The organism is Streptomyces sp. NPDC034086 (assembly GCF_055575515.1).
Window position 1 is genome coordinate 118,675 of the sequence record NZ_JBVISM010000010.1, and the last position, 25,658, is coordinate 144,332.

General features: G+C 73.6%; 22 protein-coding genes and 1 tRNA gene. 11 read left to right on the forward strand and 12 right to left on the reverse strand.

Translation table 11 applies throughout. The features are described 5' to 3' along the window. Positions 1-120: 120 nt before the first annotated feature. From ACZ514_RS22495 to ACZ514_RS22505, 3 genes are all read left to right on the forward strand, one after another. Positions 121-831 (forward strand): response regulator transcription factor, encoded by a 711-nt coding sequence (locus ACZ514_RS22495; RefSeq protein WP_468167919.1) that lies wholly within the window; start codon positions 121-123, stop codon positions 829-831. Between the two features lie 217 nt (positions 832-1,048). Then, positions 1,049-2,008: a UDP-glucose 4-epimerase GalE gene (gene galE / locus ACZ514_RS22500; RefSeq protein ID WP_468167717.1), complete on the forward strand. Its 960-nt coding sequence runs from the start codon at positions 1,049-1,051 to the stop codon at positions 2,006-2,008. A gap of 460 nt (positions 2,009-2,468) precedes the next feature. Then, positions 2,469-3,242 (forward strand): LuxR C-terminal-related transcriptional regulator, encoded by a 774-nt coding sequence (locus ACZ514_RS22505; RefSeq protein WP_468167719.1) that lies wholly within the window; start codon positions 2,469-2,471, stop codon positions 3,240-3,242. Here the strand turns inward: ACZ514_RS22505 and ACZ514_RS22510 are convergent. Next, on the reverse strand, positions 3,201-3,698 hold the full coding sequence (locus tag ACZ514_RS22510) for a MarR family winged helix-turn-helix transcriptional regulator (RefSeq protein WP_468167721.1): 498 nt from the start codon (positions 3,696-3,698) through the stop codon (positions 3,201-3,203). The two genes, ACZ514_RS22505 and ACZ514_RS22510, sit on opposite strands and share 42 nt — an antisense overlap. 146 nt (positions 3,699-3,844) lie before the next feature. On the opposite strand from ACZ514_RS22510, the gene ACZ514_RS22515 reads away from it, so the two are divergent. Continuing rightward, on the forward strand, positions 3,845-4,702 hold the full coding sequence (locus ACZ514_RS22515; RefSeq protein WP_468167723.1) for a trans-aconitate 2-methyltransferase: 858 nt from the start codon (positions 3,845-3,847) through the stop codon (positions 4,700-4,702). 2 nt (positions 4,703-4,704) lie between these two features. Next, positions 4,705-5,094, forward strand: coding sequence for a VOC family protein (locus ACZ514_RS22520; RefSeq protein WP_468167921.1), 390 nt, complete (start codon positions 4,705-4,707; stop codon positions 5,092-5,094). A 152-nt stretch (positions 5,095-5,246) separates the two neighbouring features. Here ACZ514_RS22520 and ACZ514_RS22525 read toward each other — a convergent pair whose 3' ends face one another. Then, complete coding sequence (locus ACZ514_RS22525; RefSeq protein WP_249766359.1) at positions 5,247-5,921, reverse strand: TetR/AcrR family transcriptional regulator; 675 nt, start codon at positions 5,919-5,921, stop codon at positions 5,247-5,249. Beyond that, positions 5,918-6,892: an acyl-CoA desaturase gene (locus tag ACZ514_RS22530; RefSeq protein ID WP_468167725.1), complete on the reverse strand. Its 975-nt coding sequence runs from the start codon at positions 6,890-6,892 to the stop codon at positions 5,918-5,920. Before ACZ514_RS22530 ends, ACZ514_RS22525 begins: the two co-directional genes overlap by 4 nt. A gap of 396 nt (positions 6,893-7,288) precedes the next feature. Here ACZ514_RS22530 and ppc point away from each other — a divergent pair, with 396 nt between their 5' ends. After that, positions 7,289-9,982: a phosphoenolpyruvate carboxylase gene (gene ppc / locus ACZ514_RS22535; protein WP_468699440.1), complete on the forward strand. Its 2,694-nt coding sequence runs from the start codon at positions 7,289-7,291 to the stop codon at positions 9,980-9,982. 107 nt (positions 9,983-10,089) lie between these two features. On the opposite strand, the gene pth is transcribed toward ppc, so the two are convergent. From pth to ACZ514_RS22560, 5 genes are all read right to left on the reverse strand, one after another. After that, the gene (gene pth, locus ACZ514_RS22540; protein WP_469125499.1) at positions 10,090-10,680 is read right to left on the reverse strand and encodes an aminoacyl-tRNA hydrolase; all 591 of its coding nucleotides are present in this window, start codon (positions 10,678-10,680) and stop codon (positions 10,090-10,092) included. 99 nt (positions 10,681-10,779) lie between these two features. After that, on the reverse strand, positions 10,780-11,364 hold the full coding sequence (locus ACZ514_RS22545) for a 50S ribosomal protein L25/general stress protein Ctc (protein ID WP_468167731.1): 585 nt from the start codon (positions 11,362-11,364) through the stop codon (positions 10,780-10,782). Positions 11,365-11,563: 199 nt separating this feature from the next. Further along, the gene (locus tag ACZ514_RS22550) at positions 11,564-12,541 is read right to left on the reverse strand and encodes a ribose-phosphate diphosphokinase (RefSeq protein WP_361600702.1); all 978 of its coding nucleotides are present in this window, start codon (positions 12,539-12,541) and stop codon (positions 11,564-11,566) included. 133 nt (positions 12,542-12,674) lie between these two features. Beyond that, a complete protein-coding gene (glmU, locus tag ACZ514_RS22555; RefSeq protein ID WP_468167733.1) occupies positions 12,675-14,123 on the reverse strand; it encodes a bifunctional UDP-N-acetylglucosamine diphosphorylase/glucosamine-1-phosphate N-acetyltransferase GlmU in 1,449 nt (482 codons plus the stop codon). Between the two features lie 108 nt (positions 14,124-14,231). Further along, positions 14,232-14,303, reverse strand: a tRNA-Gln gene (locus ACZ514_RS22560). 239 nt (positions 14,304-14,542) lie between these two features. Here ACZ514_RS22560 and ACZ514_RS22565 point away from each other — a divergent pair. Continuing rightward, positions 14,543-15,796, forward strand: coding sequence for a sensor histidine kinase (locus tag ACZ514_RS22565; protein WP_468167735.1), 1,254 nt, complete (start codon positions 14,543-14,545; stop codon positions 15,794-15,796). Between the two features lie 66 nt (positions 15,797-15,862). On the opposite strand, the gene ACZ514_RS22570 is transcribed toward ACZ514_RS22565, so the two are convergent. Together ACZ514_RS22570 and ACZ514_RS22575 are read right to left on the reverse strand one after the other, a co-directional pair. Next, a complete protein-coding gene (locus tag ACZ514_RS22570) occupies positions 15,863-16,372 on the reverse strand; it encodes an SUKH-3 domain-containing protein (protein WP_468167737.1) in 510 nt (169 codons plus the stop codon). Positions 16,373-16,377: 5 nt separating this feature from the next. After that, a complete protein-coding gene (locus ACZ514_RS22575; RefSeq protein ID WP_468167739.1) occupies positions 16,378-16,941 on the reverse strand; it encodes a YwqJ-related putative deaminase in 564 nt (187 codons plus the stop codon). A gap of 228 nt (positions 16,942-17,169) precedes the next feature. On the opposite strand from ACZ514_RS22575, the gene ACZ514_RS22580 reads away from it, so the two are divergent. The 4 genes from ACZ514_RS22580 to ACZ514_RS22595 all read left to right on the forward strand — a co-directional run bounded on the left by ACZ514_RS22580 (position 17,170) and on the right by ACZ514_RS22595 (position 22,705). Then, entirely contained in the window at positions 17,170-18,165 is a 996-nt protein-coding gene (locus tag ACZ514_RS22580; RefSeq protein WP_468167741.1) for an SMI1/KNR4 family protein, read from the forward strand. Between the two features lie 8 nt (positions 18,166-18,173). Beyond that, positions 18,174-20,762, forward strand: coding sequence for an SUKH-4 family immunity protein (locus ACZ514_RS22585; protein WP_469125500.1), 2,589 nt, complete (start codon positions 18,174-18,176; stop codon positions 20,760-20,762). A gap of 122 nt (positions 20,763-20,884) precedes the next feature. Then, the gene (locus ACZ514_RS22590) at positions 20,885-21,757 is read left to right on the forward strand and encodes a cellulose-binding protein (RefSeq protein ID WP_468167745.1); all 873 of its coding nucleotides are present in this window, start codon (positions 20,885-20,887) and stop codon (positions 21,755-21,757) included. A 486-nt stretch (positions 21,758-22,243) separates the two neighbouring features. Further along, entirely contained in the window at positions 22,244-22,705 is a 462-nt protein-coding gene (locus tag ACZ514_RS22595; RefSeq protein ID WP_469125501.1) for a hypothetical protein, read from the forward strand. A 49-nt stretch (positions 22,706-22,754) separates the two neighbouring features. Here ACZ514_RS22595 and ACZ514_RS22600 read toward each other — a convergent pair whose 3' ends face one another. Together ACZ514_RS22600 and ACZ514_RS22605 are read right to left on the reverse strand one after the other, a co-directional pair. Beyond that, positions 22,755-23,603, reverse strand: a complete 849-nt coding sequence (locus tag ACZ514_RS22600) for a hypothetical protein (protein ID WP_469125502.1) — start codon at positions 23,601-23,603, stop codon at positions 22,755-22,757. Between the two features lie 62 nt (positions 23,604-23,665). After that, a complete protein-coding gene (locus tag ACZ514_RS22605; RefSeq protein ID WP_469125503.1) occupies positions 23,666-25,330 on the reverse strand; it encodes an MDR family MFS transporter in 1,665 nt (554 codons plus the stop codon). Between the last annotated feature and the right edge of the window lie 328 nt (positions 25,331-25,658).

The window sequence follows — 25,658 nt, forward strand, 5'->3', positions numbered from 1 at the left end:
CCCACGCCGGAAGCCCCCGGACGGTACCCACCGATCGGGGGCTTTCGCACGGTAACCGGCACGCCCCGTCGAACAAGCGTGTAGCTTGCCGGGTCAGAAGGATCTGGGGTGGGAGCCTTGATGGGCGTACGGGTCGTGGTGGTCGACGAGCACCGGCTGCTGGCCGAGGCGCTCGCCTCGGCCCTGAAACTGCGCGGGCACCGCGTGCTCGCGGCGGCGGCGCCGGCGGCCGGTGCCGCCGAGCTGGTCGTCGGCCGTGCCCCGGAGGTGTGCCTGTTCGGCACCGCCACCCCGGCGGAGCCCGGCGTCTTCGAGCCGGTGGTGCGGATCAAGCGCGAGCGCCCGCAGATCGCCGTGGTGGTCCTGGGCCCCGTCCCGAGCCCGCGCGGGATCGCCGCCGCCTTCGCCGCCGGGGCCTCGGGGTACGTCCGCCAGGACGAGCGCATCGAAGGCGTCGAGCGGGCCCTGGCGAAGGCCCGGTCCGGGGAGGTCGCCATCGCCCCGCAGCTGCTCCAGGGCGCCTTCGCGGAACTCCTCAACCCCGCCGCGCAGCCCGACGACGAGGCCGGCCGGCTGCTGCGGCTGCTGACCCCGCGCGAGGCGGAGGTGCTGGTCCGGGTCGCGGAGGGCGAGGACACCCGGCTCATCGCCGCCGGCATGGCCATCGCGCCGAGCACGGCCCGTACGCACGTGCAGCGGGTCCTGATGAAGCTCGGCGTGGGCTCGAGGCTGGAGGCCGCCGCGCTGGCCGCCCGTACCGGGCTGCTGGACCGGGCCGCGCTGCCCGTGCCGCGGCGGCCGCAGGGCCCCGAGGGGCCGTCCGGGGTCTGAGCCCGGCCGCGCGGCGGCCTCCGCCCGGCCCGCCGGTCCGCCTGCCCCGCCCCGTCCCGCCCTGCTCCGGCCTGCCCCGCCCGGCCGGGCGCGGAGCGGTCCCGGCCGTCCGGGTACGGTACTCGAACGGCCGCGATTTCCCCGGAAGCGCGGAATCCGGTAAGCCAGTCACCAGGGCACGCGCATCCGCGTGCTTCCGCGAGATGTAGGAGTGCGAGTGAGCAAGTACCTGGTCACCGGCGGTGCCGGATACGTGGGCAGCGTCGTGGCCGCCCATCTGCTGGAGGCCGGACACGAGGTCGCCATCCTCGACAACCTCTCCACCGGCTTCGCCGAGGGCGTCCCCGCCGGCGCCACCCTGATCAACGGCCGGATCCAGGACGCCGCCGAGCACCTGGACGCCTCCTACGACGCGGTGCTGCACTTCGCGGCCTCCTCGCAGGTCGGCGAGTCCGTCGTGAACCCCGGCAAGTACTGGGACAACAACGTCGGCGGCACCCTCGCCCTGCTGACCGCGATGCGCGAGGCCGGGGTGCGCCGGCTCGTCTTCTCCTCCACCGCCGCCACCTACGGGGAGCCGTCCGGCGGGGTGCTGACGGAGACCTCGGTGACCGCGCCGACCAACCCGTACGGGGCCTCGAAGCTGGCCGTCGACCACATGATCGCGGGAGAGTGCGCGGCGCACGGCCTCGCGGCGGTCTCGCTGCGCTACTTCAACGTGGCCGGCGCCTACGGGGAGTTCGGCGAGCGCCACGACCCCGAGACGCACCTGATCCCGCTGGTGCTCCAGGTCGCCCTCGGCGAGCGCGAGGCCATCTCGGTGTTCGGCGACGATTACCCGACCCCCGACGGGACCTGCGTCCGCGACTACATCCACGTCGCCGACCTGGCGGAGGCCCACCTGTCCGCGCTGCGCGTCGCGGCCGAGGGCGAGCACCTGGTGTGCAACCTCGGCAACGGCAGCGGCTTCTCGGTCCGCGAGGTGATCGAGACGGTCCGCAAGGTCACCGGCCGGGAGATCCCCGAGGTGGTCGCCCCGCGCCGCGCCGGAGACCCCGCGGTCCTCGTCGCCTCCGCCCGCACGGCGCACGAGCGCCTCGGCTGGACCCCCACCCGCTCGGACCTCACCAACATCGTGACCGACGCCTGGAACTTCGCCCGCGCGCGGCGCTCCTGACGCTCCGCCTCCTCCCGTGCGCCCCCCGCTGCCCGACGGAGCGGGGGGCGCACGCATGGGGGCCGGGCGCGGGCCGTGGGCGCCGCGCGCGGGCGCCCAGCGTGCGTACGCCGGGTGAAATGCACCCCGTGCAACTGCCCGCGGCACGCGCCGGGCGGGAATCCGCCCCCCGAGTCCTCCGGACGGACGAAAACGAGCCACCGCGCAGGGCTTCGCGGACCGCCCCGCTGGAGAACGGGGCGGAAAACTTCTGCTATTCGGCCAACCGCGGGACGCCGCCCCCTCTACGCTGATGCGTGACACCGGTGGGGGCCGGTGTTGTTTCAGGGGTCGAGACACGCCGGGTACGGCGTTCCGTCCGGGGTAGTGCACAGATGTCGCGGCGGCGGCCGCGGGCGTGTGGCCCACCCGGCCGGGCGCCGTACCCGTAGTCGTCCGTTCCCCGACCCTTGGGGGTTTTGTGGTTCGTATCCGGGTCCTGGTGGTCGATGGCCACCGCATCTTCGCCGAGTCTCTGGCGGCCGCGCTCGCGGCCGAGCCGGACGTGGACGTGTCCGCGGCCGGCAGCGGTCCAGCGGCCTCGCGCTGCCTCGAGCGCGCGGTGGCCGAAGGCCGGCGCTACGACGTCCTGCTCGTCGACGCCGACCTCGGCGCCGCCGCGGCCGCGCCGCAGGCCCTGCCGGGCCAGCGGGAAGCGGGCGCCGGCCCAGCCCCGCCGGCCGACGGGATCGCCCTCGTCGCCGGGGTGAGGGGCGCGCACCCCGGCGTGCGCACCGTGGTCCTGGCCGAACGCGACGATCCGCGCCGGGCCGCGCTGGCCCTCCAGGCGGGGGCGTCGGGGTGGGTGGCGAAGGACTGCTCGCTCTCGCGCCTGCTGGCCGTGATCCGCGGGGTGCTGCGCGAGGAGACCCACCTGCCGCCCGCGCTGCTCACCGGGGTGCTGCGGGAGCTGACGGCCGCCCGCAAGCACCGCACGGACAGCGAGCGGCTGGTGGAGTCCCTCACCCCGCGCGAGCACGAGGTGCTGCGCTGCATGGTGGCGGGCCTGGGCCGCAAGGACGTGGCCGCGCGGCTGTTCCTGTCCCCGCACACCGTCCGCACCCACATGCAGAACGTGCTGGGCAAGCTCGGGGTGCACTCCACCCTGGCCGCGGTGGCGCTGGCCCGGCGGGCCGGCGTACGTCCCGCGGAGCTAGCCGGGGATGTTGTCGAACGGAGCGGTCAACTGGCGTAGCAGGCCGGCGAGTTCGTCCCGCTGCGTCGTGGAGAGCTGGGCCAGGATCGCGCGTTCCTGGGCCAGCAGTCCCGCCAGGGACTGGTCGGCGCGGTCGCGTCCCTCGGGGGTCAGCCGGACCAGCACGCCGCGCCGGTCGCTGGGGTCGGGCAGCCGCTCGACCAGGCCCTTCTTGGCGAGCCGGTCGATGCGGTTGGTCATGGTGCCGGAGGTGACGAGCGTCTGCGTGAGCAACTGGCCGGGGGAGAGCTGGTAGGGCGCGCCCGCGCGCCGCAGCGAGGTGAGCACGTCGAACTCCCACGGTTCCAGGCCGTGCTCGGAGAAGGCGAGCCTGCGGGCCCGGTCGAGGTGGCGCGCGAGCCGGCTGACGCGGCTGAGCACTTCGAGCGGTTCCACGTCGAGGTCAGGGCGCTCTCGCCGCCATGCCGCGACCAGTCGGTCGACCTCGTCCTCCATGCCGATCAGTGTACGGGGTCTGTCGACGTGAAGTCTCTTCGGATCAAGAATCTTGACATCGAGATATAGTCCAGTCGAGCATGGGGCATGGACGTGGCCGGAACCGCTTCCGCTTCCGAACGCCCCACGAGTAGGGAGGCTCGAACATGCATTCCGACATCGCGCCGGCCGTGCGCACCCACACCCGCGACGGCTCCGCACCCGTCTGGGACCCCCAGCAGTACCTCCACCACGCCGGACACCGCACGCGCCCTTTCCTCGACCTGCTGAACCGCATACCCGAGCTCCCCGCCCGCGCCCCCCGCATCGCCGACCTCGGCTGCGGCCCCGGCAACGTCACCGCCCTGCTCGCCGAGCGCTGGCCCGAGGCCCACATCACGGGGTTCGACCTCTCCCCCCACATGCTCCAGCGGGCCTCCGCCGACCACGCCGGCCCCACCCCCGGCGGCGGCCGGCTCGACTTCCGCCCCGCCGACCTCGCGGACTGGATGCCGGAGGAGACCTACGACCTGATCGTCTCCAACGCGGCCCTCCAGTGGGTGCCCAGCCACCCCGGCTCCTTCGCCGCCTGGATCAACGGTCTGCGCCCCGGCGGCACCTTCGCCTTCCAGATCCCCGGCAACTTCACCGCCCCCAGCCACCGGCTGCTCGCCGAACTGTGCGACACCCCGCGCTGGCGCGACCGGCTCGCCGGGCTCGGCGCGCGCTACATCCACCTGCTCGAACCCGCCGAATACCTCGCCCGGTTCACCGAGCTGGGCTGCGCCGTCGACGTCTGGGAGACCACGTACTCCCAGCTCCTCCAGGGCACGGACCCCGTCCTCACCTGGGTCAAGGGCACCGCGCTGCGCCCCGTCCTCACCGCGCTCGGCGACGACCGCGAGGCCGTCGACCGCTTCCTCGGCGAATACCGCGAGATCCTGCGCGCCGCCTACCCCCCGGGCCCCCGGGGCACCGTCTTCCCGTTCCGCCGGATCTTCGCCGTCGCCCAGAAGGAGGCGTGACCGTGCTGACCGCCGTCGACCACGTCCAGCTCGCCGCACCGCCCGGATCCGAGGACGTTCTGCGCGCCTACTACCGGGACGTCCTCGGCATGCGGGAGATCTCCAAACCGCCCGTCCTCGCGGCGCGCGGGGGCTGCTGGTTCACGGCCGGAGGCGTCCAGCTGCACCTCGGCGTGGAGGACGACTTCCGGCCCGCCCGCAAGGCGCACCCCGGGCTGAGGGTGACCGGCATCGAGGAGTACGCGGGCAGACTCCGCGAACGCGGCGCGGACGTCGTCTGGGACGACGGCCTGCCGGGCCACCGCCGCTTCTACTCGCACGACCCCGTCGGCAACCGGCTGGAGTTCCTGGAACCGCACGCCCCCGGCCCCGGCGGCCCGCCGGCGGGCTGACGGCCCCGGGCCGCCGGCCGGCCCCGACGCCGGCCCGCACGGCCCGCACCGCCCCGCACCGCCCCGCACGGCCGCGGACCCGTACGGCGCGACGGCGCCCCGTCACCGGAGACCTCCGGTGACGGGGCGCCGTCACACGTCCGCCCGGGCGCTCAGCTCTTGCGGTGCCCCACCAGCCGCGGCTTCGCCTCCAGGTTCTCCAGCCCGTGCCAGGCCAGGTTCACCAGGTGCGCCGCCACCTCGGCCTTCTTGGGCCGCCGCGTCTCCAGCCACCACTGGCCCGTCAGCGCCACCATCCCGACCAGCGCCTGCGCGTACAGCGGGGCCAGCTTCGGATCGAAGCCCCGGGCCTTGAACTCCAGCCCCAGGATGTCCTCCACCTGCGTGGCGATGTCACTGATCAGCGACGCGAAGGTGCCCGTCGACTGCGCCACGGGCGAGTCCCGCACCAGGATCCGGAAACCGTCCGTGTAGTTCTCGATGTAGTCCAGCAGCGCGAACGCCGCCTGCTCCAGCAGCTCCCGCGGGTGCCCGGCCGTCAGCGCGCCCGTCACCCCGTCCAGCAGCTGGCGCATCTCGCGGTCCACGACGACCGCGTACAGCCCTTCCTTGCCCCCGAAGTGCTCGTACACCACCGGCTTGGACACCCCGGCCTTGGCCGCGATCTCCTCCACCGACGTGCCCTCGAAACCCTTCGCGGCGAACAGGGTGCGGCCGATGTCCAGCAGTTGCTGACGCCGCTCGGCGCCCGTCATCCGGACCCGGCGTCCTCGCCTGGGTTTGTCGCTGCTGGAACTGCTGCCGTCGATCGCCACGTCCCCCATCATGCCGGGTTCGGCGTCTCTTCCTTGCGTCGGGCGTCGATCCTCGCCCCGGACGGCCACCGCACGTCAGAGGCCCATCCCAGCAGCTCGAACCAGCGGATCAGCCGCGCACTGGAGTCCACCTGACCGCGCAGCACGCCGTGCCGCGCCGACGTCGGGTCGGCGTGGTGCAGGTTGTGCCAGGACTCCCCGCACGACAGGACCGCCAGCCACCACACGTTGCCCGAGCGGTCCCGCGACTTGAACGGCCGCTTGCCCACCGCGTGACAGATCGAGTTGATCGACCACGTCACGTGGTGCAGCAGCGCCACGCGCACCAGCGAACCCCAGAAGAACGCCGTGAAGGCGCCCCACCAGGACATCGTCACCAGACCGCCCACCAGCGGCGGGATCGCCAGCGACACCACCGTCCAGAGGGCGAAGTCGCGGCTGATCCGCCGGATCGCCGGGTCCTTCACCAGGTCCGGGGCGTACTTCTGCTGATCGGTCTGCTCCTCGTCGAACAGCCAGCCGATGTGCGCCCACCACAGGCCCTTCATCAGCGCCGGCACCGTCTCGCCGAACCGCCACGGCGAATGCGGGTCGCCCTCGTGGTCGGAGTACTTGTGGTGCTTGCGGTGATCGGCCACCCACCGCACCAGCGGCCCTTCCACCGCCATCGAGCCCATGACGGCCAGCGCGATCCTGAGCGGCCGCTTCGCCTTGAAGGAGCCGTGCGTGAAGTAGCGGTGGAAGCCGATGGTGATCCCGTGGCACGCCAGGAAGTACATGAACACCATCAGGCCCAGGTCGAGCCACGTCACCCCTCCCCAGCCCCAGGCCAGCGGTACCGCCGCCAGCAGCGCCAGGAACGGCACGGTGATGAACAGAAGCAGTGCGATCTGCTCCGCGGAGCGCTTCCTCTCGCCACCGCGCGTCGCGGAGGGCGCGGAAGGCGCCGAGGAGTCCTCGATCAGTTCGGGACTGAGGGTCATGGGGTCCCCTGGGGGGTGAGAAACCGGCAGGCGCGCCGGGCGCCTGACCTACGGAGCCGTAACCTACGGCAACGTAAGTATGGCAAATACGGCGCGCCCGGCAACAGGACCCGCGCGACGGGCCCCCGGCCTGCCCAAAGGGCGGGCGCTCTGCCCGGGCACAGGGACGGGACACCTATCCTGTTGTCGTCGGACAGCGCGGTCCGCACGGGCAGCCCGGGCTGCGCAGCACGACCGGCATGGCCGCGCACCCCCGGGAGCCCACAGCCCAGTAGCGCTCGAACACTGCAAGGAGCCGCACCTGTGAGCAGTGCTGACCAGGCCGCCCAGGCCCCCGTCACCCAGCCCGCCGAGCCCGCCGCCGCGACACGGACGGCGGAGACGGCGAACGCGGAGCTGCGCGCGGACATCCGCCGCCTCGGCGACCTCCTCGGCGAGACCCTCGTCCGCCAGGAAGGCCGGGAACTCCTCGACCTCGTCGAACGGGTCCGCGCCCTGACGCGCACCGACGGCGAGGCCGCGGCTGCCCTCCTCGGCGACACGGACCTGGAGACCGCCGCCAAGCTGGTGCGCGCCTTCTCCACCTACTTCCACCTCGCCAACGTCACCGAGCAGGTGCACCGCGGCAAGGAGCTGCGCGCCCACCGCGCCGCCGAGGGCGGGCTCCTCGCCCGCACCGCCGACATGCTCAAGGACGCCGACCCGGAGCACCTGCGCGAGACGGTCAGGAACCTCAACGTCCGCCCCGTCTTCACCGCCCACCCCACCGAGGCCGCCCGCCGCAGCGTGCTGAACAAGCTGCGCCGCATCGCCGCCCTCCTCGAGGAGCCCGTCACGGGCGCCGGCGACCGCCGCCGCCACGACCTGCGGCTCGCCGAGAACATCGACCTCGTCTGGCAGACCGACGAGCTGCGCGTCGTGCGTCCCGAGCCCGCGGACGAGGCCCGCAACGCCATCTACTACCTCGACGAGCTGCACGCCGGCGCCGTCGGCGACGTCCTCGAGGACCTCGCCGCCGAACTCCAGCGCGTCGGCGTCGAGCTGCCGGCCGGCACCCGCCCGCTCACCTTCGGCACCTGGATCGGCGGCGACCGCGACGGCAACCCCAACGTCACCCCCGACGTCACCCGCGACGTGCTGATCCTCCAGCACGAGCACGGCATCACCGACGCCCTCGAGCTCGTCGACTTCCTGCGCGGGCTCCTCTCCAACTCCATCCGCTACACCGGAGCCACCGAGGAACTCCTCACCTCCCTCCAGGCCGACCTGGAACGCCTCCCCGAGATCAGCCCCCGCTACAAGCGGCTGAACGCCGAGGAGCCGTACCGCCTCAAGGCGACCTGCATCCGCCAGAAGCTCCTCAACACCCGCGAGCGCCTCGCCAGGGGCATCCCCCACGAGGAGGGCCGCGACTACCTCGGCACCGCCGAGCTCCTCGCCGACCTCACCCTCATCCAGACCTCCCTGCGCGAGCACCGCGGCGCCCTCTTCGCCGACGGCCGCATGGACCGCACCATCCGCACCCTGGCCGCCTTCGGCCTCCAGCTCGCCACCATGGACGTACGCGAGCACGCGGACGCCCACCACCACGCCCTCGGCCAGCTCTTCGACCGCCTCGGCGAGGAGTCCTGGCGCTACGCCGACATGCCGCGGGACTACCGGCAGAAGCTCCTCGCCAAGGAACTGCGCTCCCGCCGCCCCCTCGCGCCCACCCCGGCGCCCCTGGACGCGGCGGGGCAGAAGACCCTCGGTGTCTTCACCGCCATCAAGGACGCCTTCGAGAAGTTCGGCCCCGAGGTCATCGAGTCCTACATCATCTCGATGTGCCAGGGCGCCGACGACGTCTTCGCCGCCGCCGTCCTCGCCCGTGAGGCGGGCCTCCTCGACCTCCACGCCGGCTGGGCCAAGATCGGCATCGTCCCGCTCCTGGAGACCACCGACGAGCTGCGCGCCGCCGACGTCATCCTCGACGAGATGCTCGCCGACCCCTCCTACCGGCGCCTCGTCTCCCTGCGCGGCGACGTCCAGGAGGTCATGCTCGGCTACTCCGACTCCAGCAAGTTCGGCGGCATCACCACCAGCCAGTGGGAGATCCACCGCGCCCAGCGCCGGCTGCGCGACGTGGCCCACCGCCACGGCGTCCGCCTGCGCCTCTTCCACGGCCGCGGCGGCACCGTCGGCCGCGGCGGCGGCCCCTCGCACGACGCGATCCTCGCCCAGCCCTGGGGCACCCTCGAGGGCGAGATCAAGGTCACCGAGCAGGGCGAGGTCATCTCCGACAAGTACCTCGTCCCGTCCCTGGCCCGCGAGAACCTGGAGCTGACCGTCGCGGCCACCCTCCAGGCCTCCGCGCTCCACACCGCCCCCCGCCAGTCCGACGACGCCCTCGCCCGCTGGGACGCGGCCATGGACATCGTCTCGGACGCCGCCCACGCCGCGTACCGCGCGCTCGTCGAGGACCCCGACCTGCCCGCGTACTTCTTCGCGGCCACCCCCGTCGACCAGCTCGCCGACCTCCACCTGGGCTCCCGGCCCTCCCGCCGTCCCGACTCCGGCGCCGGCCTCGACGGCCTGCGCGCCATCCCGTGGGTCTTCGGCTGGACCCAGTCCCGCCAGATCGTCCCCGGCTGGTACGGCGTCGGCTCCGGCCTCAAGGCCCTGCGCGAAGCCGGCCAGGACACCGTCCTCACCGAGATGGGCGAGCGCTGGCACTTCTTCCGCAACTTCCTGTCCAACGTCGAGATGACGCTGGCCAAGACGGACCTGCGGATCGCCCGCCACTACGTGGACACCCTCGTCCCGGACGAGCTCAAGCACGTCTTCGACCGCATCGAGGCCGAGCACGCGCTCACCGTCCGCGAGGTCCTGCGCATCACGGGCGGGGAGAAGCTCCTGGACTCCCAGCCCGTCCTCCAGCAAACCTTCGCCGTCCGCGACGCCTACCTGGACCCCATCTCCTACCTCCAGGTCTCCCTGCTGGCCCGCCAGCGCCAGGCCGCGGCCCGCGGCGAGGAGCCCGACCCGCTGCTCGCCCGCGCCCTGCTGCTCACCGTCAACGGCGTCGCCGCCGGCCTGCGCAACACCGGCTGACCGGCCCCGTACGCGCAGGAAGCCCCCGCCGGCCCGGCGGGGGCTTCCTCCGTATCACGGGAAGAGGTCGGGAGACCGTGGGATCAGGCGACCGCGAATTCGGGAGATCAGGAGTTGTACGCGGACTGCGCGCGCTCCAGGCCTTCCTGGACCAGGCACTCGACCGCGTCCGCCGACCGGTCCACGAACCAGTCCAGCTCCTTGCGTTCCGTCGAGGAGAAGTCCTTCAGCACGAAGTCCGCGACCTGCATCCGGCCCGGCGGGCGCCCGATGCCGCACCGCACCCGGTGGTAGTCCGCGCCCATCGCCTTCGTCATCGACTTCAGTCCGTTGTGGCCGTTGTCCCCGCCGCCCAGCTTCAGCCGCAGCGTCGCGTAGTCGATGTCCAGCTCGTCGTGGACCGCCACGATCCGCTCCAGCGGCACCTTGTAGAAGTCCCGCAGCGCCGTCACCGGTCCACCGGACAGGTTCATGAACGACATCGGCTTCGCGATCACCACCCGCCGGTTCAGCGGCCCCGGCGGACCCATCCGGCCCTCGACCACCTGCGCCCGCGCCCTGTGCGCCTTGAACTTCCCGCCGATCCGCTCCGCGAGCAGGTCCGCCACCATGAAACCGATGTTGTGGCGGTTGCCGGCGTACTCCGTCCCCGGGTTACCGAGACCGACGATCAGCCACGGCGCCGCGTCGTCCGACATCAAACACTCCTTAAGCCCGTGAACGGGAACGACCGCCGTCCCGCTCCAGTGGAGCCGGACGGCGGTCGGTCAGCAACTGCTGAGGGGGTGGGGCGAGGCTCAGGCCTCGGTGCCCTCGGCGGCCTCGGCGGCCGGCTCCTCGGCCTGCGGGGAGACGACCTGCAGGACGGCGGTCTCACCGTCGACGGCCAGCGTGGTGCCGGCCGGCAGGACCAGGTCCTTGGCGTGGATGGAGGCACCGGCCTCGAGGCCCTCGATGGAGACGGTGACCTCGGTCGGGATGTGGGTGGCCTCGGCCTCGACCGTGATGGTCGACAGCAGGGTCTCCAGCAGGTTGCCGCCGGGGGCCAGGTCGCCCTCGGTCACCACGGCGACCTCGACCGTGACCTTCTCGCCCTTCTGGACGATCAGGAAGTCGACGTGCTGGATGTTGCGGCGCAGCGGGTGACGCTGGACGGCCTTGGGGATGACCAGCTCGGTGCCGGCACCCTCGATGTCCAGGGACAGCAGCGCGTTCGGGGTCTTCAGCGCCATCATCAGCGCGTGGGCCTCGACGCCGACGTGCTTCGGGGCGGTGCCGTGGCCGTAGATGACGCCCGGGGTCAGGGCGTCACGGCGGGACTGGCGGGCAGAGCCCTTGCCGAAGGTGTCGCGGAGCTTCGCGGAAAGCTTGATCTCGGACATGTTCACTCCTCGTGGGGTGACGAAAACGGACAGAGGTCACCCGGCCGAAACGGCCTGCTACGAAGAGCGCGTCGATAACGGAGCGTCCGTACCGGAGAAACGGGTACGGCCTCCCTCGCCGAGCAACTCGTCGAGTGTACCCGGCGGGGAGGCCGCGCCCAAAAGGATCTAGCGGGAGGTCGGAGCAGGACCGTCAGGCCTACTGCTGCTCCTCGAACAGGCTGGTCACGGAGCCGTCCTCGAAGACCTCGCGCACCGCGCGCGCCACCATCGGGGCGATCGACAGGACCGTGATCTTGTCGAGCTCCAGGTCCGAGGGGTCGGGCAGCGTGTTGGTGAAGATGAACTCGCTCACCTTGGAGTTCTTCAGGCGGTCGGCCGCCGGGCCCGAGAGGATGCCGTGGGTCGCCGTCACGATGACGTCCTCGGCGCCGTGCGCGAAGAGCGCCTCGGCCGCGGCGCAGATCGTGCCACCGGTGTCGATCATGTCGTCGACGAGCACGCAGACGCGCCCCTTGACCTCGCCGACGACCTCGTGGACCGTCACCTGGTTGGCGACGTCCTTGTCGCGGCGCTTGTGGACGATCGCCAGCGGCGCGTCCAGGCGGTCGCACCAGCGGTCGGCAACGCGCACGCGGCCGGCGTCCGGGGAGACGATCGTCAGCTTGGTGCGGTCCACCTTGGCGCCCACGTAGTCCGCGAGGACCGGGAGGGCCGAGAGGTGGTCCACGGGGCCGTCGAAGAAGCCCTGGATCTGGTCGGTGTGCAGATCCACCGTCAGGATCCGGTCCGCGCCCGCGGTCTTGAGCAGGTCCGCGACCAGGCGCGCCGAGATCGGCTCGCGCCCCTTGTGCTTCTTGTCCTGGCGGGCGTACCCGTAGGACGGGATGATCACGGTGATGGAGCGTGCCGACGCGCGCTTCAGCGCGTCGATCATGATCAGCTGCTCCATGATCCACTTATTGATCGGAGCCGTGTGGCTCTGGATCAGGAAGCAGTCCGCGCCACGAGCCGACTCCTGGAAACGGACGTAGATCTCGCCGTTCGCGAAGTCGAAAGCCTTGGTCGGCACGAGGCCGACACCGAGCTGGTGCGCGACCTCCTCGGCCAGCTCGGGGTGGGCGCGGCCGGAGAAGAGCATGAGCTTCTTCTCGCCGGTCGTCTTGATCCCGGTCACAGCACTGTCTCCTCAGACGTGTGAAAGCTGCTCGCCCCCGTGTGCGTCCGTCCCGCACACGGTGAGCCAGCCGAATTGCGTGCACCTATCACGGTACGCCGTCCCGGGCGCACCTGTTTCCGGTCAGTTCACCTCAATGGCTGCCGGAGTCCTTCTCCACCGACGACTGCGCGGCGCTCGCGGCCGCGCTGCCGGGACGCTTGCGGGCCACCCAACCCTCGATATTCCGCTGCTGGCCACGGGCCACGGCCAGCGCGCCGGGCGGCACGTCCTTCGTGATCACGGAGCCGGCGGCCGTGTAGGCGCCGTCCCCGATGGTGACGGGAGCCACAAACATGTTGTCCGAACCCGTCTTGCAGTGTGAGCCCACCGTGGTGTGGTGCTTGTGCTCGCCGTCGTAGTTCACGAAGACGCTCGCCGCGCCGATGTTCGTGTACTCGCCGATGGTCGCGTCACCCACGTACGAGAGGTGCGGCACCTTCGTGCCCTCGCCGATCGTCGCGTTCTTCATCTCCACGTACGTACCGGCCTTGGCCTTCCGGCCGAGGTCCGTACCCGGACGCAGGTAGGCGAAGGGCCCGACCGTCGCGCCGTCGCCGACCACCGCGCCGTCGGCCACCGTGTTGTCGACGCGCGCGCCCGCGCCCACGCGGGTGTCCTTCAGGCGGGTGTTCGGGCCGACCTCGGCCCCCTCGCCGATGTGCGTGGCGCCGAGCAGCTGCGTACCCGGGTGGATCAGGGCGTCCTGCCCGAAGGTCACCGTCACGTCCACGAACGTGCCGGCCGGGTCCACGACGGTCACGCCCGCGAGCATCGCCCGCTCCAGCAGACGCGCGTTCAGCAGCGCCCGGGCCTCGGCCAGCTGCACCCGGTTGTTGATCCCGAGGATCTGGCGGTGGTCGCTGCCGACCGCCGCGCCGACCCGGTGCCCCGCCTCGCGCAGGATGCCGAGCACGTCGGTGAGGTACTCCTCGCCCTGGCTGTTGTCGGTGCGGACCTTGCCGAGCGCGTCCGCGAGGAGCGCGCCGTCGAAGGCGAAGACCCCGGAGTTGATCTCGCGGATGGCGCGCTGCGCGTCGGTGGCGTCCTTGTGCTCGACGATCGCCGTCACGGCGCCGGTGGCCGGGTCGCGGACGATGCGGCCGTAGCCGGTGGAGTCGGGGACCTCGGCGGTGAGCACGGTGACGGCGTTGCCGTCGGCCTCGTGCGTGGCCGCGAGGGCGCGCAGCGTCTCGCCGGTGAGCAGGGGGGTGTCGCCGCAGACGACGATGACGGTCCCGTCGACCGCTCCGCCGAGCTCCTCGAGGGCCATGCGGACGGCGTGGCCGGTGCCGTTCTGCTCGTACTGGACGGCGGTGCGGACGCCGGCGTCGATGCCGGCCAGGTGCGCGGTGACCTGCTCGCGGGCGTGACCCACGACGACCACGAGGTGTGCCGGGTCCAGTTCGCGGGAGGCCGCGACGACGTGACCGACGAGCGAGCGCCCGCAGATCTCGTGCAGGACCTTGGGTGTGGCCGACTTCATGCGGGTGCCCTCACCCGCTGCGAGTACGACGACGGCTGCCGGGCGGGTTGCGCTCACGGGTGGGCCCTTCGGCTTCGGGGGTGGACCCGTGAAGGATAGCGGGGGGTCACGGCCCGGAAACGAGGCCGGGTCCCGACCGTGAGGCCGGGACCCGTACGCGATGCGCTCCCCTGCCAGGACTCGAACCCGGTCTTAAGGTACCAAAAACCTCAGTGCTGCCGATTACACCACAGGGGATGGCGTACCCGCTCAAACCGGACATTCGATCTTCCCGGTTCGGGTGGGACGCCCCTACTATGCCGCACCGGGCCCCCTCGACGCGACGGTGGATACCGGCGCTTCGGCCGCCGTAAATGACCCGGCGGCCTCGGCAGTTCCTCCCCGTGTCCTTCCGGCGGTTCTTCCGGATGGTCCCGGGCCGCGCTCCTCGATTTGCGACCGGCGGCGCGCTGCGGCCGCTGCGTACGCTGGACCGCATGACCAGTACGGGGGAAGAGCGCGAGGGGACGGGCCGGGACGGGCCCTGGTGGTGGAAGCGGCGGCGGTCGGCCGTGCTCGACGTGGGGCTGGGGGTGGCGTCGGCCGTCGAATGCGCCTTCGAGGGGGTGCCCACGGCCCGCGAGGCGGGGGTGCCGTTGTGGGCCGGGGTGCTGTTCGGGGCGCTGGCGGGGTCCGCGCTGGTGCTGCGCAGGCGCTGGCCGGTCGCGGTGGTGCTGGTCGGGATCGCCGTCACGCCGGCCACGATGGGCTTCCTGCTGGGCGTGGTGGGGCTGTACACGCTGGCCGCCTGCGAGGTGCCCCGGCGGATCCTCGCGACGCTGGCCGCGATGTCGCTGGCCGGGACGTTCGTGGTGACGTACGTGCAGACGCGCCGGGACGTGGAGGCCGACGGCACGCTCGTGATCGTGCTGTCCGTGTTCATGGCGGTGGCGCTGACCGTGCCGCCGGTCCTGCTCGGGCTGTACGTCGGGGCGCGGCGGCGGCTGATGGAGAGCCTCCAGGAGCGGGCGGACTCGCTGGAGCGGGAGCTGTCGCTGCTGGCGGACCGGGCGGAGGAACGGGCCGAGTGGGCGCGCCAGGAGGAGCGGACGCGCATCGCGCGGGAGATGCACGACGTGGTGGCGCACCGGGTGTCGCTGATGGTGGTGCACGCGGCGGCGCTCCAGGCGGTGGCGGCGAAGGACCCCGTGAAGGCGGCGCGCAACGCGGCGCTGGTGGGTGACATGGGACGCCAGGCGTTGACGGAGCTGCGGGAGATGCTCGGGGTGCTGCGGGCTCCGGAGAAGCAGCGGCCGGTGCCCGAGCCGAGGCCGGTGCCGGCGGCGGGCGGTACCGAGGAGGGGCCCTCGCTGCGGGAGCTGGAGGCGCTGGTGGGGCAGTCCCGGGCGGCCGGGATGGTGGTGGAGGTCGAGGTCCGGGGTGAGGGGTGCGGGTACCGGCCCGAGGTGGAACAGACGGCCTACCGGGTGGTCCAGGAGGCGCTGACCAACTGCCACAAGCACGCTCCGGGCGCGCGGGTCGTCGTACGGCTGGCGCACCGGGAGGGCGAGGTCGCGATGCAGGTGGAGAACGGGCCGTGCGGGGCGGAGGCGCGGAGCGCCGATCTGCCCAGCGGGGGGAACGGGCTGATCGGCATGCGGGAGCGGGTGCTGGGGCTGGGCGGGGTGTTCGTGTCCGGGCCGACGGACGGGGGCGGGTTCAAGGTGTCGGCGGTGCTGCCGGTCCGGTAGGGGACGCCGGGCGGCCCGGGACGGGGCCCGGGCGCGGCGGGCGGCTGCGCCCGGCGGCCGGGGCCGTCAGCCGGTGGTGAGACGGGCGGGCTGGAGGCCGGTGAGCAGGAGGGTGAGGGCCTCGTCGAGGCCGGCGCCGAGGTACCAGTCACCGGTGTGGTCGATGAGGTAGACGCGCCCCTCGCGGTCGATGGCGAGGTGGGAGCCGCCGTCGGTGCCGGCGCCGAGCGGGCACAGTTCGGTGGACAGGGCGCGTCCGAGGTCGGCGAAGGTGCGGGCGAGGTGGAGGCCGGTCAGCGGGTCCACGTGCACGGGTGTGGGCGCTATCTGCCGGCCGGGGCCCGGGGCGGCCAGGGTGAGGCCGCCGAATTCGGCCCAGGCCTCGACGGCGGCGGGGAAGACGGTGTGCCGGTGGCCGGCCGGGGTGGTGTGGTCGCGCAGGGAGTCGGCCCAGTATTCGGCCTGCTTGATGTCCCAGCGGCCGGGTTCCCATCCGGCGGTGCGCAGGGCGGAGTCCACGGGGCCGGGGAACCGGGTGGCCGAGGAGCGGTCGTAGGAGGCGGAGGACGCGGTCATGGCGGCTACTCGGGGTGGGTGAGGTCGACGGGGCGTACGCCGAAGTGGCTGAGGAGTGCGTCGCAGGAGCGGCAGGGCGGCGCGTAGGTGCCGTGGAGGGGGTCGCCGTCCTCGCGGATGCGGCGGGCCGTGATGCGGGCGTGCTTGAGGGAGCGGCGGGCCTCGCTCGCCGAGAGGGGCTTGCGGGAGGCGCGCTTGCTGCGGGCGCCCTCGACGGCGGCGAGGTGGCGGGAGAGCAGGATCGCTTCGGGGCAGCGGCCGGTGAAGCGCTCCCGCTGGCCGCTGGTGAGGGTGTCGAGGAAGTCCTGGACGAGGGGGTGGAGGGTGGGCGGCCGCTCGCCCTTGGCGGCGGTGCCGGTGAGGGTTTCCCCCCGGACGGAGAGCGCGGCGGCGACGGTGGGCAGGATGCCGTCGCGGCGGAAGCGGAGCACGGGCGGGGTGTGGGTGCCGCCCGCGCTGCTCCAGCGCAGCCGGGGATCGCCGGCGGGGCCGGCTCCGGCCGGCTGCGGGCGGCCCGTGCGGGGTGCCGCGTGTTGAGCGGTCGCGGTCTGTGTGGTCGCGGTCTGCATGGTTGCTCTTCCCTCCCGTGGCGGCGGTGCTGGTCGCTGTCGCGCACGCCCCCGTGCTGCGGGACAGCCTGTCAAATGTCACCTGTGGCACGGAAGCGGGGTCGAATATTCGTATCAATTCGGATGTTCCCGCCCCGGCGGCCCGTGCGTGGCTCGGGGGCGGGTGAGGGTCTTGCCGGACCACATAGGCTGTGGTGAACCAGCCAGATCCAGCAGGGGGCTACCGCCATGACGACAGGTCGGCTCGGGCAGCAGGCCGCGCCACCCAACGCCGCTTACTCGGGGCAGGTCGTGCACTTCCCGGACCCGGTCCGGGCAGCTCGGCATCCCCACGGGGTGCGGATGGATGGCGACGGTCATCCCGACTTCTCGCGCTACGCGCGCGCCGCCGTCGAGATCGCCGAGCCCCCGGAGGGCTTCGGCGTGGACGAGCTGCGCCTGACGGACGTCGTGTCCGCGAACGCGGCGATGCGCGCGGCGGGCCACCCGCTGTGGGACACGGTGGGTCCGGTGGCGACCCCGCACGGCTGGACCTGGCACCACGTGGCCGGCTCCCGCCGGATGGAGCTGGTCCCCGTCGAGGTGAAGGCGCTGCTGAGGCACCACGCGGGTCTGGCGACGGCTCCCGTCGACCACGACAAGCGCGGTGCGCGGCCCCTCCAGGAGGCCCGTCCGGCGCACCTGGGGCTGCCGAAGGCCCTGGTGTCGGTGCCGGAGTCGCAGGTGCAGGGGGTCGAGGAGGACCTCGGCTACCGGCTCCCGGAGTCCTACCGCTCGTTCCTGAAGGCGGCGGGCGGCTGCGCCCCCGTGGGCGCGGCGCTGCTGGTGGAGCTGGGGCTGCTGGTGGACCAGCCGTTCTTCACGGTGCGTGAGGAGGCTGCGGTCAACGACCTCGTGTACGTGAACAAGTGTCTGCGGGACCACCTGACGAAGGACTACCTGTGCGTGGCCTTCGTGCAGGGCGGGCTGCTCGCGGTGAAGGTGAAGGGCGAGGGCGTGGGCTCCGTCTGGTTCTCCCCGTACGACGACGCGCGGGACCGGGACGGCTGGTCGGTGCAGGAGCGGGTGGAGCGCCTGCTGCTTCCGTGCGGTGCCGATTTCGATGCCTTCCTGGAGCGCTTGGCGGGCAACCCGCCGGAGCTGGAGACGGTGGCCGGTCTGATGGTGGACGGCGGATTCGCGCGTTCGGTTGCAGTGTCCGGCGCCGGTATGGGTGAGGGGTGAGGGGCGCCGTGGTGACGTTCGCGCAGGCGCAGGAGCGCGCCGAGGAGTGGATCAACGGGGACGTGCCCGCGTACCAGCACCGCGAGGTGCGCGTACGGGAGTTCGGGCTCGGGTTCGTGGTGTGGGCCGAGGACCGCGCGGCCGGTCCGGTGTCCGGTGGCGGGCGGCAGCGGCTGGTCATCGCGCGGGACAGCGGTGAGGTGACGCTGTGGCCCGGGCTGCCGGTGGGCGAGGTGATCCGCCGGTACGAGGAGGAGTACGGGGCGGCTGCCGCGCCGGCGGCTGCGGAGGCTTCGGTTCCGCCGCCGCGGATCGATTCCGAGCAGACCTCGTTCATGCTGACCCCGCCGCAGTGGCTGCAGGAGGCGGCGGACCGGGCGGGGATTCCCCCGGCGGGTGCGGGTGCTCCGGCCGCGGGTGCTCCGGCCGCCGGTGCGGGTTCCGATCCGGGTCCGGGTTCCGCTCCGGGTGCTTCCGGGGCGGGCGCCGCGGCTGCTGAAGCTCCGGTTCCGTTGAGCCGTGGCGGTGAGGTGCCCTACGAGCCGACCGCGAACGACGGGGTGCCGGCCGGGTCCACGCCGTGGGCGGGGACCGATGTCAACTCCGGTGCCGACGAGGGCTCCGTACCGCTGCCCGCGACGGTGTTCGCGCCGCCGCTGTCGGGATCCGACCTGGACGACGCGCCCTCCGCCCCCAGGGTGGCCCCGGAGGCGAAGACCACGCTGATGGCGGGCGGCAGCCAGCTGCCGAAGACGACCGTGGCACCGGCGCTGGCGGTGCCGGCCTCGGCCGCCGACATCGCCGACGCGCCGACGAGCAGGGCCCGTGTCTCCGCGCCCGGCGGGACCGCGGCGCCGCAGCAACCGCAGCCTCCGCAGGCCCCGTCGGCGCCCCCGGTCGGCGCTTCCGGTGCGTCCGGTGCGTCCGGCGGTGGGGCGCAGTACGCCGCCACGATGCTGGCCGCGCCCGGCGGGCCGCCGGCTCCTCCGGGGACGCCGCCGGCGCCCCCCGGTCCTCCCGGTCCTCCCGGTCCGCCCGGGGCTCCTGGGGTTCCGGGTCCTCCGGCGGCTCCCGGTGCGCCGGGTTCGCTGGGCGGGGGACTGGACCACGCCGCCACGATGCTGGCCGGTCCGGCCGTCGTCCAGCCGCCCGGCCCGCCCGCGCCTCCTGGTCCGCCGGGTGCGCCGACTCCGCCCGCGCCTCCCGGTGCTCCGGGCGGCGGCGCGCACCACGCCGCCACGATGCTGGCCGCGCCCGGCGGGCCGCCGGCTCCTCCGGGGACGCCGCCGGCGCCTCCCGGTGCGCCTGGTGCCCCCGGGGCCCCGGGTGCTCCGGCGGCTCCCGGTGCGCCGGGTTCGCTGGGCGGGGGGCTGGACCACGCCGCCACGATGCTGGCCGGTCCGGCCGTCGTCCAGCCGCCCGGTCCGCCGGGTCCGCCCGGTGCTCCTGGTGCTCCTGGCGCTCCTGGCGCTCCCGGTGCGCCCGGTGCGCCCGGGGGCGGGGCGCACCATGCCGCGACGATGCTGGCCGGTCCCGGCGTGCCGCAGCCGCCCGGTCCCCCCGGCACGCCTCCCGGCCCGCCGCCCGGTCCGGCGGGGCAGCCGCAGGCCCCGTCCGGCGCGCCCACGGTCGGCCCCGGCTACCAGGCGGTGCTGCGCTACCGTGCGCCCGACGGCTCCGAGCAGCAGATCATCCGCCGCTCGGCGCCCGGCACCCCGCACCCCGAGTGGCAGATCCTCTACGAGCTGCGCGCGATGAACGTGCCGCCGCAGCAGGTGCTGGAGCTGCACACCGAGCTGGCCTCCTGCGAGCTGCCGGGCGGTTACTGCGCCCGGATGATCAGGGAGACCTGGCCGCAGGTGCGGATCACGAGCGTGGCCCCGTACGGCACCGACCACGCGGGCCGTCAGCAGGGCATGCGCCACCTCCTCACCCATCAGGGTGAGCTGCACCAGGTGGCGGACGGACCCGCGCGCCCCGCGCCGGTCCGGGCTCCGCTGCCGCAGGTCCCGCTCCAGCCGGCGATCCCGATGGACGCCATCGCGCAGGAGCTGGCGGGGGCCTTCGGGCCGCAGGGGGTGTTCCGTTTCGACCAGCGGGCGGTGTCCCGGCAGGGCGTACCGGAGATCGTGGCGCAGACCCTCATGTGGGCGGGCCTGCCGATCGATTTCGGGCCGTTCTTCTGGGCACAGGCCGTGCCCGGCCAGCCGGTGCCGACGCTCGCCGAGATGGCCGCGCAGCGCGGGGTGCAGCCGGCGTCGGACGCGGGCTCGTACCTGGTCGTGGGCAGTGACTTCGGCAAGGCGCTGTGCGTGCAGTACGGGACCGCGCACATAGTGGCGGTGCCGGTCGAGGCCGGTCCCGGCGGGGCACCCGTGCCGCCGCAGTTCGTGAACTCGAGCCTGCCGCAGTTCGCGCGGTCGCTGGCGATGCTGGGTCACATGTGGCGCCTGCGCCAGCATCTGACGCCGGAGCAGGCCGGACGCTGGACCGTCGATTTCCAGGCGAATCTGGCGGGGCTCGACAGCGCGGCGCTGGCCTCGCCGGAGAGCTGGTGGTCGGTGCTGCTGGAGCAGATGTGGGACGGACTGCTCTGACCGGATGACGGTAGACGTGGCCGGGCCGGGTCCCCTCGTGCGGGGGACCCGGCCCGGCCATTCCGGCTTCTGCGAGCAAATGACGCATCCTTGACAGCAATCCCCGAGAGAGGCGCTCCAGGATGACTGCACCCTTCGCGATCGTGCGCGGTCGTGGCTACCGGACGGACGAGGTCGACCGGTATCTCGCGCGGCTGTCCGGCAGCCGGGACGAGGCCTGGGAGCGGGTGGCGCGGCTGACCGTGCTGGCCCGTCAGATGGAGGCGGAGGCCGAGCGGTTGCGGGCGGCCGTGGCCGCGCTGGCTCCGCAGACGTACGACGAGCTGAGCGAGCGCGCGCGGCGGATCCTCCAGCTGGCGCAGGAGGAGGCGCGGGCCCTGCGGGAGGACGCGCGGGCCGACGCGCTGGAGGCGGCGGGAGCGGCCGAGGCGCACGCCGACCGGGTGGCGGAGCTGGCGCGGCACGACGCGGAGGCGGTGCGCGAGCAGACCGAGGTGCGGGCGCGGCAGGGGCTGCTGCGGGCGCAGCGGGAGGCGGACGCGATCCGCGCCGAGGCGCGGGACGACGCGGCGGGGTGGCGGGCCGAGGCACAGGCCGCGCTGACGGAGGCGGCCCGCCGGGCGGAGGCGCTGCTCGCGGAGCTCGAACAGGAGCAGGCGGAGCGGTGGGACGCGGCGGGGCGGGAGCTGGCGGCGCGGGCGGAGGAACTGGACGCGCGGTACGCGGAGCTGGAGCGGAACGCGGAGGCGCGGCTGGCGGAGGCGCGGCGGGGGTACGCGGAGGCGGAGGAGTCGGCGCGGCACGGGCAGGAGGACGCGGAGGCGCGGGCGCAGGAACTGGTCGCGCAGGCGCGGGTCGCCGAGGAGCGGACGGGGCGCGAGACGGAGCGGATCCTGCGGGAGCACGCGGAGGCGGAGGAGGAGATGCGGGCCCACATGAGCCACGTCCGGTCCAGCCTGGCGGCGCTGACGGGACGGGCGGCGGCGGAGGGGTAGCCGTTGCCCTGGCCGGGCGGTTCGGGGGTGGCGGGGCTGTCCTGCCGGGCGGGTCCGTTGGCCGGGCGGGGGTCCGGGTGTTGCCGCCCTGTCGGGCGGGTCCCTCGGCCGGGCGGGGGATCGGTGGGGTGGTTTCGGGGCGGGGTCGGTGCCGGGGTGGGGTGTCGTCCGGGGCGGGCTTCGATGTTCGGCGCCCGTTCCGGATCTGCGTCGTACGGGGTGGCTCGCGCCTAATTCATCTCGTTTTGGCCCCGGCCAACACCCCACCCCGTCCCCGCCCCCTCACGTGGTCGTCCGGCCGTCCTCCGGCATCGCGGAAGGCCGCCGGCGACGCGCCGGGTTGTGGGGGCCCGGGGGGCAGGGTGGGTGAACCTCGGGGCGCGCTCCGGTTGAGGAAAGGTTTCTCCATCGCGTCGCGCTCCTACGCTCCCTCCCGGATGCCACCGGACCCGCATCCACCCGTGGAAGAGAAGAACGGAACCCCTCATGCGTCTTCGCACCACCGCCGTAGCCCTCGTCGGAGCCCTCACCCTCGCCCTCCCGACCGCCGCCTCCGCGCTCGCGGACGACAACGGGGCCTTCAACTACAGCTTCCTCCAGGACGGTGCCAGCACGAGCGGTCAGGTGAGCGACCTGACCGAAGGCAAGTGCCACGCGCTGGCCGTGACCGATGACGCCCCGATCGAGGAGGTCGTCAACGAGACCGACAAGGTCGCCCTGCTCTTCGACAACGAGGCCTGCGAGGGCGAGCCGGTCGTGAAGGCCGGCCCCGGGGAGAGGGCGGGCGACTTCAAGGCCGTGGCCGTCGTCTTCGAGGCCGTCGAGCACGACCAGAAGCGCGAGGAGGCCGCCGAGACCCCCGCCCAGGCGCCGGCCGAGAGCGAGGAGAGCGAGAGCGGTGACGAGGAGGAGGACTACTTCGAGTCCGTCTTCCGCCGGCTCGGCTGATCCCCCTGGCGAACGAGGGGCCCGGCACCCGAGGGTGCCGGGCCCCTCGTCATGCCCCCGGGGCCGGTACCGGCGGGGTGGCGCCCTCGTAGCAGTACGGGTCGCTCCGCAGGCCGCGCGAGAGGGCCACCACCGTGAACGGGGGCTTCGCCGTCGCCGGGAGCGGCGCCGTCAGGGTGCCCGTCACCGGATCCCGGGTCACCTGGAGCGGGGTGTCGTCGACCGTGAGGCGCGGTTCGGTGAAGCCGCCGCCCTCGACGCTGAGCAGCCCCTCGGGGGAGACGGTGACGTCGGTGATCACCGGGTTGGCGCGGACGGCCATCTTGTTCACCAGGTAGGCCCCCGCCGGAGCGCCGGTCAGGGCCCAGATCTCGGAGGGCAGCCCGGGGAGCCCGCCGCCCACGTCGGAGAGGAAGAAGAGGACGACGTAGAGCATCGTCACCGCGCTCAGGACCACGTACTGGAGGTCCATGAGGTCGGTCCGGCCGCTGTCGTTCGCGATCAGCTCCCGCAGCGGGCGCCGGCCGCCGGGGGCGGGCCGGGGGGCCGGTTTGGCCATGGTGCCGTTCTCCACCCGGAGGCCGACGACCGCCTTGGCGGCGATCAGGGCCACGTACGGGCCTCCGAGCAGGGGTAGGTACACCGAGGTCAGCGGGGACAGGGGTCCGTCGGAGCCGGTGCCGCGGAAGTACCCGATGCCGCCGCCGGCCGTCAGCCCGTACGCGAGGACCGTGAGCAGCAGCCAGACCAGGATCACCGTCCAGGCCAGCGCCATGGTGATCGAGGTGGAGAGCCGGCCGTCGCGGCCGGTGATGAAGGCCGGCCGGCGGCGCAGGCGCAGGGCCACCGGGACGGTCAGGGCGGCCAGTAAGGCGAGCGCGAAGAATGCGGATGTCATGTCGTCCCCCCGGAAACGGTCCTGGGCAAGAGGGTCACCCACCGGGTTGGACATGACAAGTTCTACTCGTGCTCCGGCAGGACCGGGAACCTGCGCGGTGCCACCAGCAGCAGCACCAGCAGGGCCGCCACCCCGGCGGCCGTCGCGCCGAGGAAGATGTGCTCCACCGCGGCCGCCACCGCCGCCCGCAGGTGTTCCGAGGCGGCCGGCGCCAGGCCGCCCGGCTCCGCCAGGGCCCGCGACACGTCGTCGAGGCGGTCCGGCAGTCCCGGCAGCGGTGTGTGCGCCAGCCGGGCGGCGACGGTCGCGTTGGCCACCGCGCCCAGCAGCGCGGCCCCCACGCTCTGCCCGACGGTGCGGCAGAACAGCACCGAGGCCGTCGTGGTCCCCCGCTCGGCCCAGCCCACCGTCGACTGCACCCCCACCACCAGCGGCAGTTGGAAGAGCCCGAGGGCGGCGCCCAGCAGCAGCATGACCAGCGCGGGCTGCCACGGCCGCGCGGGGTACGGGAGCAGGGTGAAGGCGAACAGGACCACCGAGGCCAGCCCCATCCCGAGGGCGGCGGTGTCGCGGAAGCCGATGCGCCGGTACACGTGCTGGCAGAAGGCGGCCGACAGCGGCCAGCTCAGGGTCATCAGCGCGGTCAGGAGCCCGGCTCCGACCGGCCCGAGCCCGAGTACGGACTGCGCGTACGTCGGCATGAACACCATCGGGGCGACCATCAGCAGCCCCAGGGCCCCCATCGCCAGGTTCACCGCGGCGATGGTGCGCCGGCGCCACACCCAGCCGGGCAGGATCGGTTCCTCGGCCCGGCGCTCCACCCGGACCACCACCGCCGCCAGGACCGCGCTCGCGCCCAGCAGTGCCAGGGAGGGCGCCGACAGCCAGGGCCAGGCCACTCCGCCCTGCACCAGTGCGAAGAGCAGCAGCCCGCCGCAGGCGAAGACCGCGAGCGCCCCGGCCCAGTCCACCGGGCTCCGGCGGCCGGGGGAGCGTACGGGTTCCACGAGGTGGCGGGAGGTCAGCCAGAGGGCCAGCCCGGCCAGCGGCACGTTGATGAGGAAGGTCCAGCGCCAGCCCGCGTAGGCGGCGAGCATTCCGCCGAGGGCCGGGCCGAGCAGGGCGGAGCTCGCCCACACGGTGGTCATCCGGGCCTGGATGCGGGGGCGGTCGCGCAGCGGGTAGAGGTCGGCGGCCAGGGTCTGCACGGTGCTCTGGAGGGCTCCGCCGCCCAGCCCCTGGACGATCCGGAAGGCGATGAGCGCGGCCATGTTCCAGGCGGACGCGCACAGCAGGGAGCCGGCGAGGAACAGGGCGGTGCCGAAGAGCAGGACGGGCTTGCGGCCGAAGGTGTCGCTGAGCCTGCCGTAGACGGGGAGGGTGACGGTGACGGCGAGGAGGTAGCCGGAGAACAGCCAGGAGAAGACGGAGAACCCGCCGAGGTCCCCGACGATCTGCGGGACGGCGGTGGAGACGATGGTGCTGTCGAGCGCGACCAGGGCCATGCTCAGCATCAGCGAGACCACCACCCGGGTGGGCGGCCGTCCGCGTACGCCGCCGTCGGGTGCGGAGCCCTCCCGGGAGGCGGTCGTCGCGCCCTGCCCCGAGGTCCGCCCCGAGGCCGGTCCGGGTCCGGGGTGGCCTGCGGAAACCTTTCCTCTGGTCGGGCCGGTGGGCTTCGCCGCCCCTTCCGCCGCCCCTTCCGCGCCGTTTTCTCCTGTTTCCACCGCGTTCCCCTCGTCTGCGGGGAACACCATCTCACCGGACCGCGCCGGGCGGTATCCCCGTCTCGAGGCCGCCGGATCCGTCGGTGTCCCCTACCCCGGGTCCGCCACAGGGTGGACAACCCCTAGGGGTGGCTCAGCATTTGGGTCCACGGGACGTTCGTCCCGGCGGAGGAGGCCGAAGGTCCCGCGAGGCCCTTAACTGGTTCATACGAGCGGGGCCGCCGGGGGGCGGGGTGGGGTTAACCCCCCGGCGGATACGGCGATGGGCACCAGCGCGCCGGACACCTCCCGCACAGCAGACTTCGACGGCGGCTCCGCGCCCACCGGC

Coding starts and splice junctions, on each gene's coding strand:
- ACZ514_RS22600 (WP_469125502.1), bottom strand. CDS start 23,603: ATGACATCCGCATTCTTCGCGCTCGCCTTACTGGCCGCCCTGACCGTC.
- ACZ514_RS22545 (WP_468167731.1), bottom strand. CDS start 11,364: ATGTCCGAGATCAAGCTTTCCGCGAAGCTCCGCGACACCTTCGGCAAG.
- ACZ514_RS22590 (WP_468167745.1), top strand. CDS start 20,885: ATGACTGCACCCTTCGCGATCGTGCGCGGTCGTGGCTACCGGACGGAC.
- ACZ514_RS22530 (WP_468167725.1), bottom strand. CDS start 6,892: ATGACCCTCAGTCCCGAACTGATCGAGGACTCCTCGGCGCCTTCCGCG.
- ACZ514_RS22580 (WP_468167741.1), top strand. CDS start 17,170: ATGACGACAGGTCGGCTCGGGCAGCAGGCCGCGCCACCCAACGCCGCT.
- pth (WP_469125499.1), bottom strand. CDS start 10,680: ATGTCGGACGACGCGGCGCCGTGGCTGATCGTCGGTCTCGGTAACCCG.
- ACZ514_RS22565 (WP_468167735.1), top strand. CDS start 14,543: ATGACCAGTACGGGGGAAGAGCGCGAGGGGACGGGCCGGGACGGGCCC.
- ACZ514_RS22595 (WP_469125501.1), top strand. CDS start 22,244: ATGCGTCTTCGCACCACCGCCGTAGCCCTCGTCGGAGCCCTCACCCTC.
- ACZ514_RS22515 (WP_468167723.1), top strand. CDS start 3,845: ATGCATTCCGACATCGCGCCGGCCGTGCGCACCCACACCCGCGACGGC.
- ACZ514_RS22575 (WP_468167739.1), bottom strand. CDS start 16,941: ATGCAGACCGCGACCACACAGACCGCGACCGCTCAACACGCGGCACCC.
- ACZ514_RS22510 (WP_468167721.1), bottom strand. CDS start 3,698: ATGGAGGACGAGGTCGACCGACTGGTCGCGGCATGGCGGCGAGAGCGC.
- ACZ514_RS22525 (WP_249766359.1), bottom strand. CDS start 5,921: ATGATGGGGGACGTGGCGATCGACGGCAGCAGTTCCAGCAGCGACAAA.
- ACZ514_RS22495 (WP_468167919.1), top strand. CDS start 121: ATGGGCGTACGGGTCGTGGTGGTCGACGAGCACCGGCTGCTGGCCGAG.
- ACZ514_RS22570 (WP_468167737.1), bottom strand. CDS start 16,372: ATGACCGCGTCCTCCGCCTCCTACGACCGCTCCTCGGCCACCCGGTTC.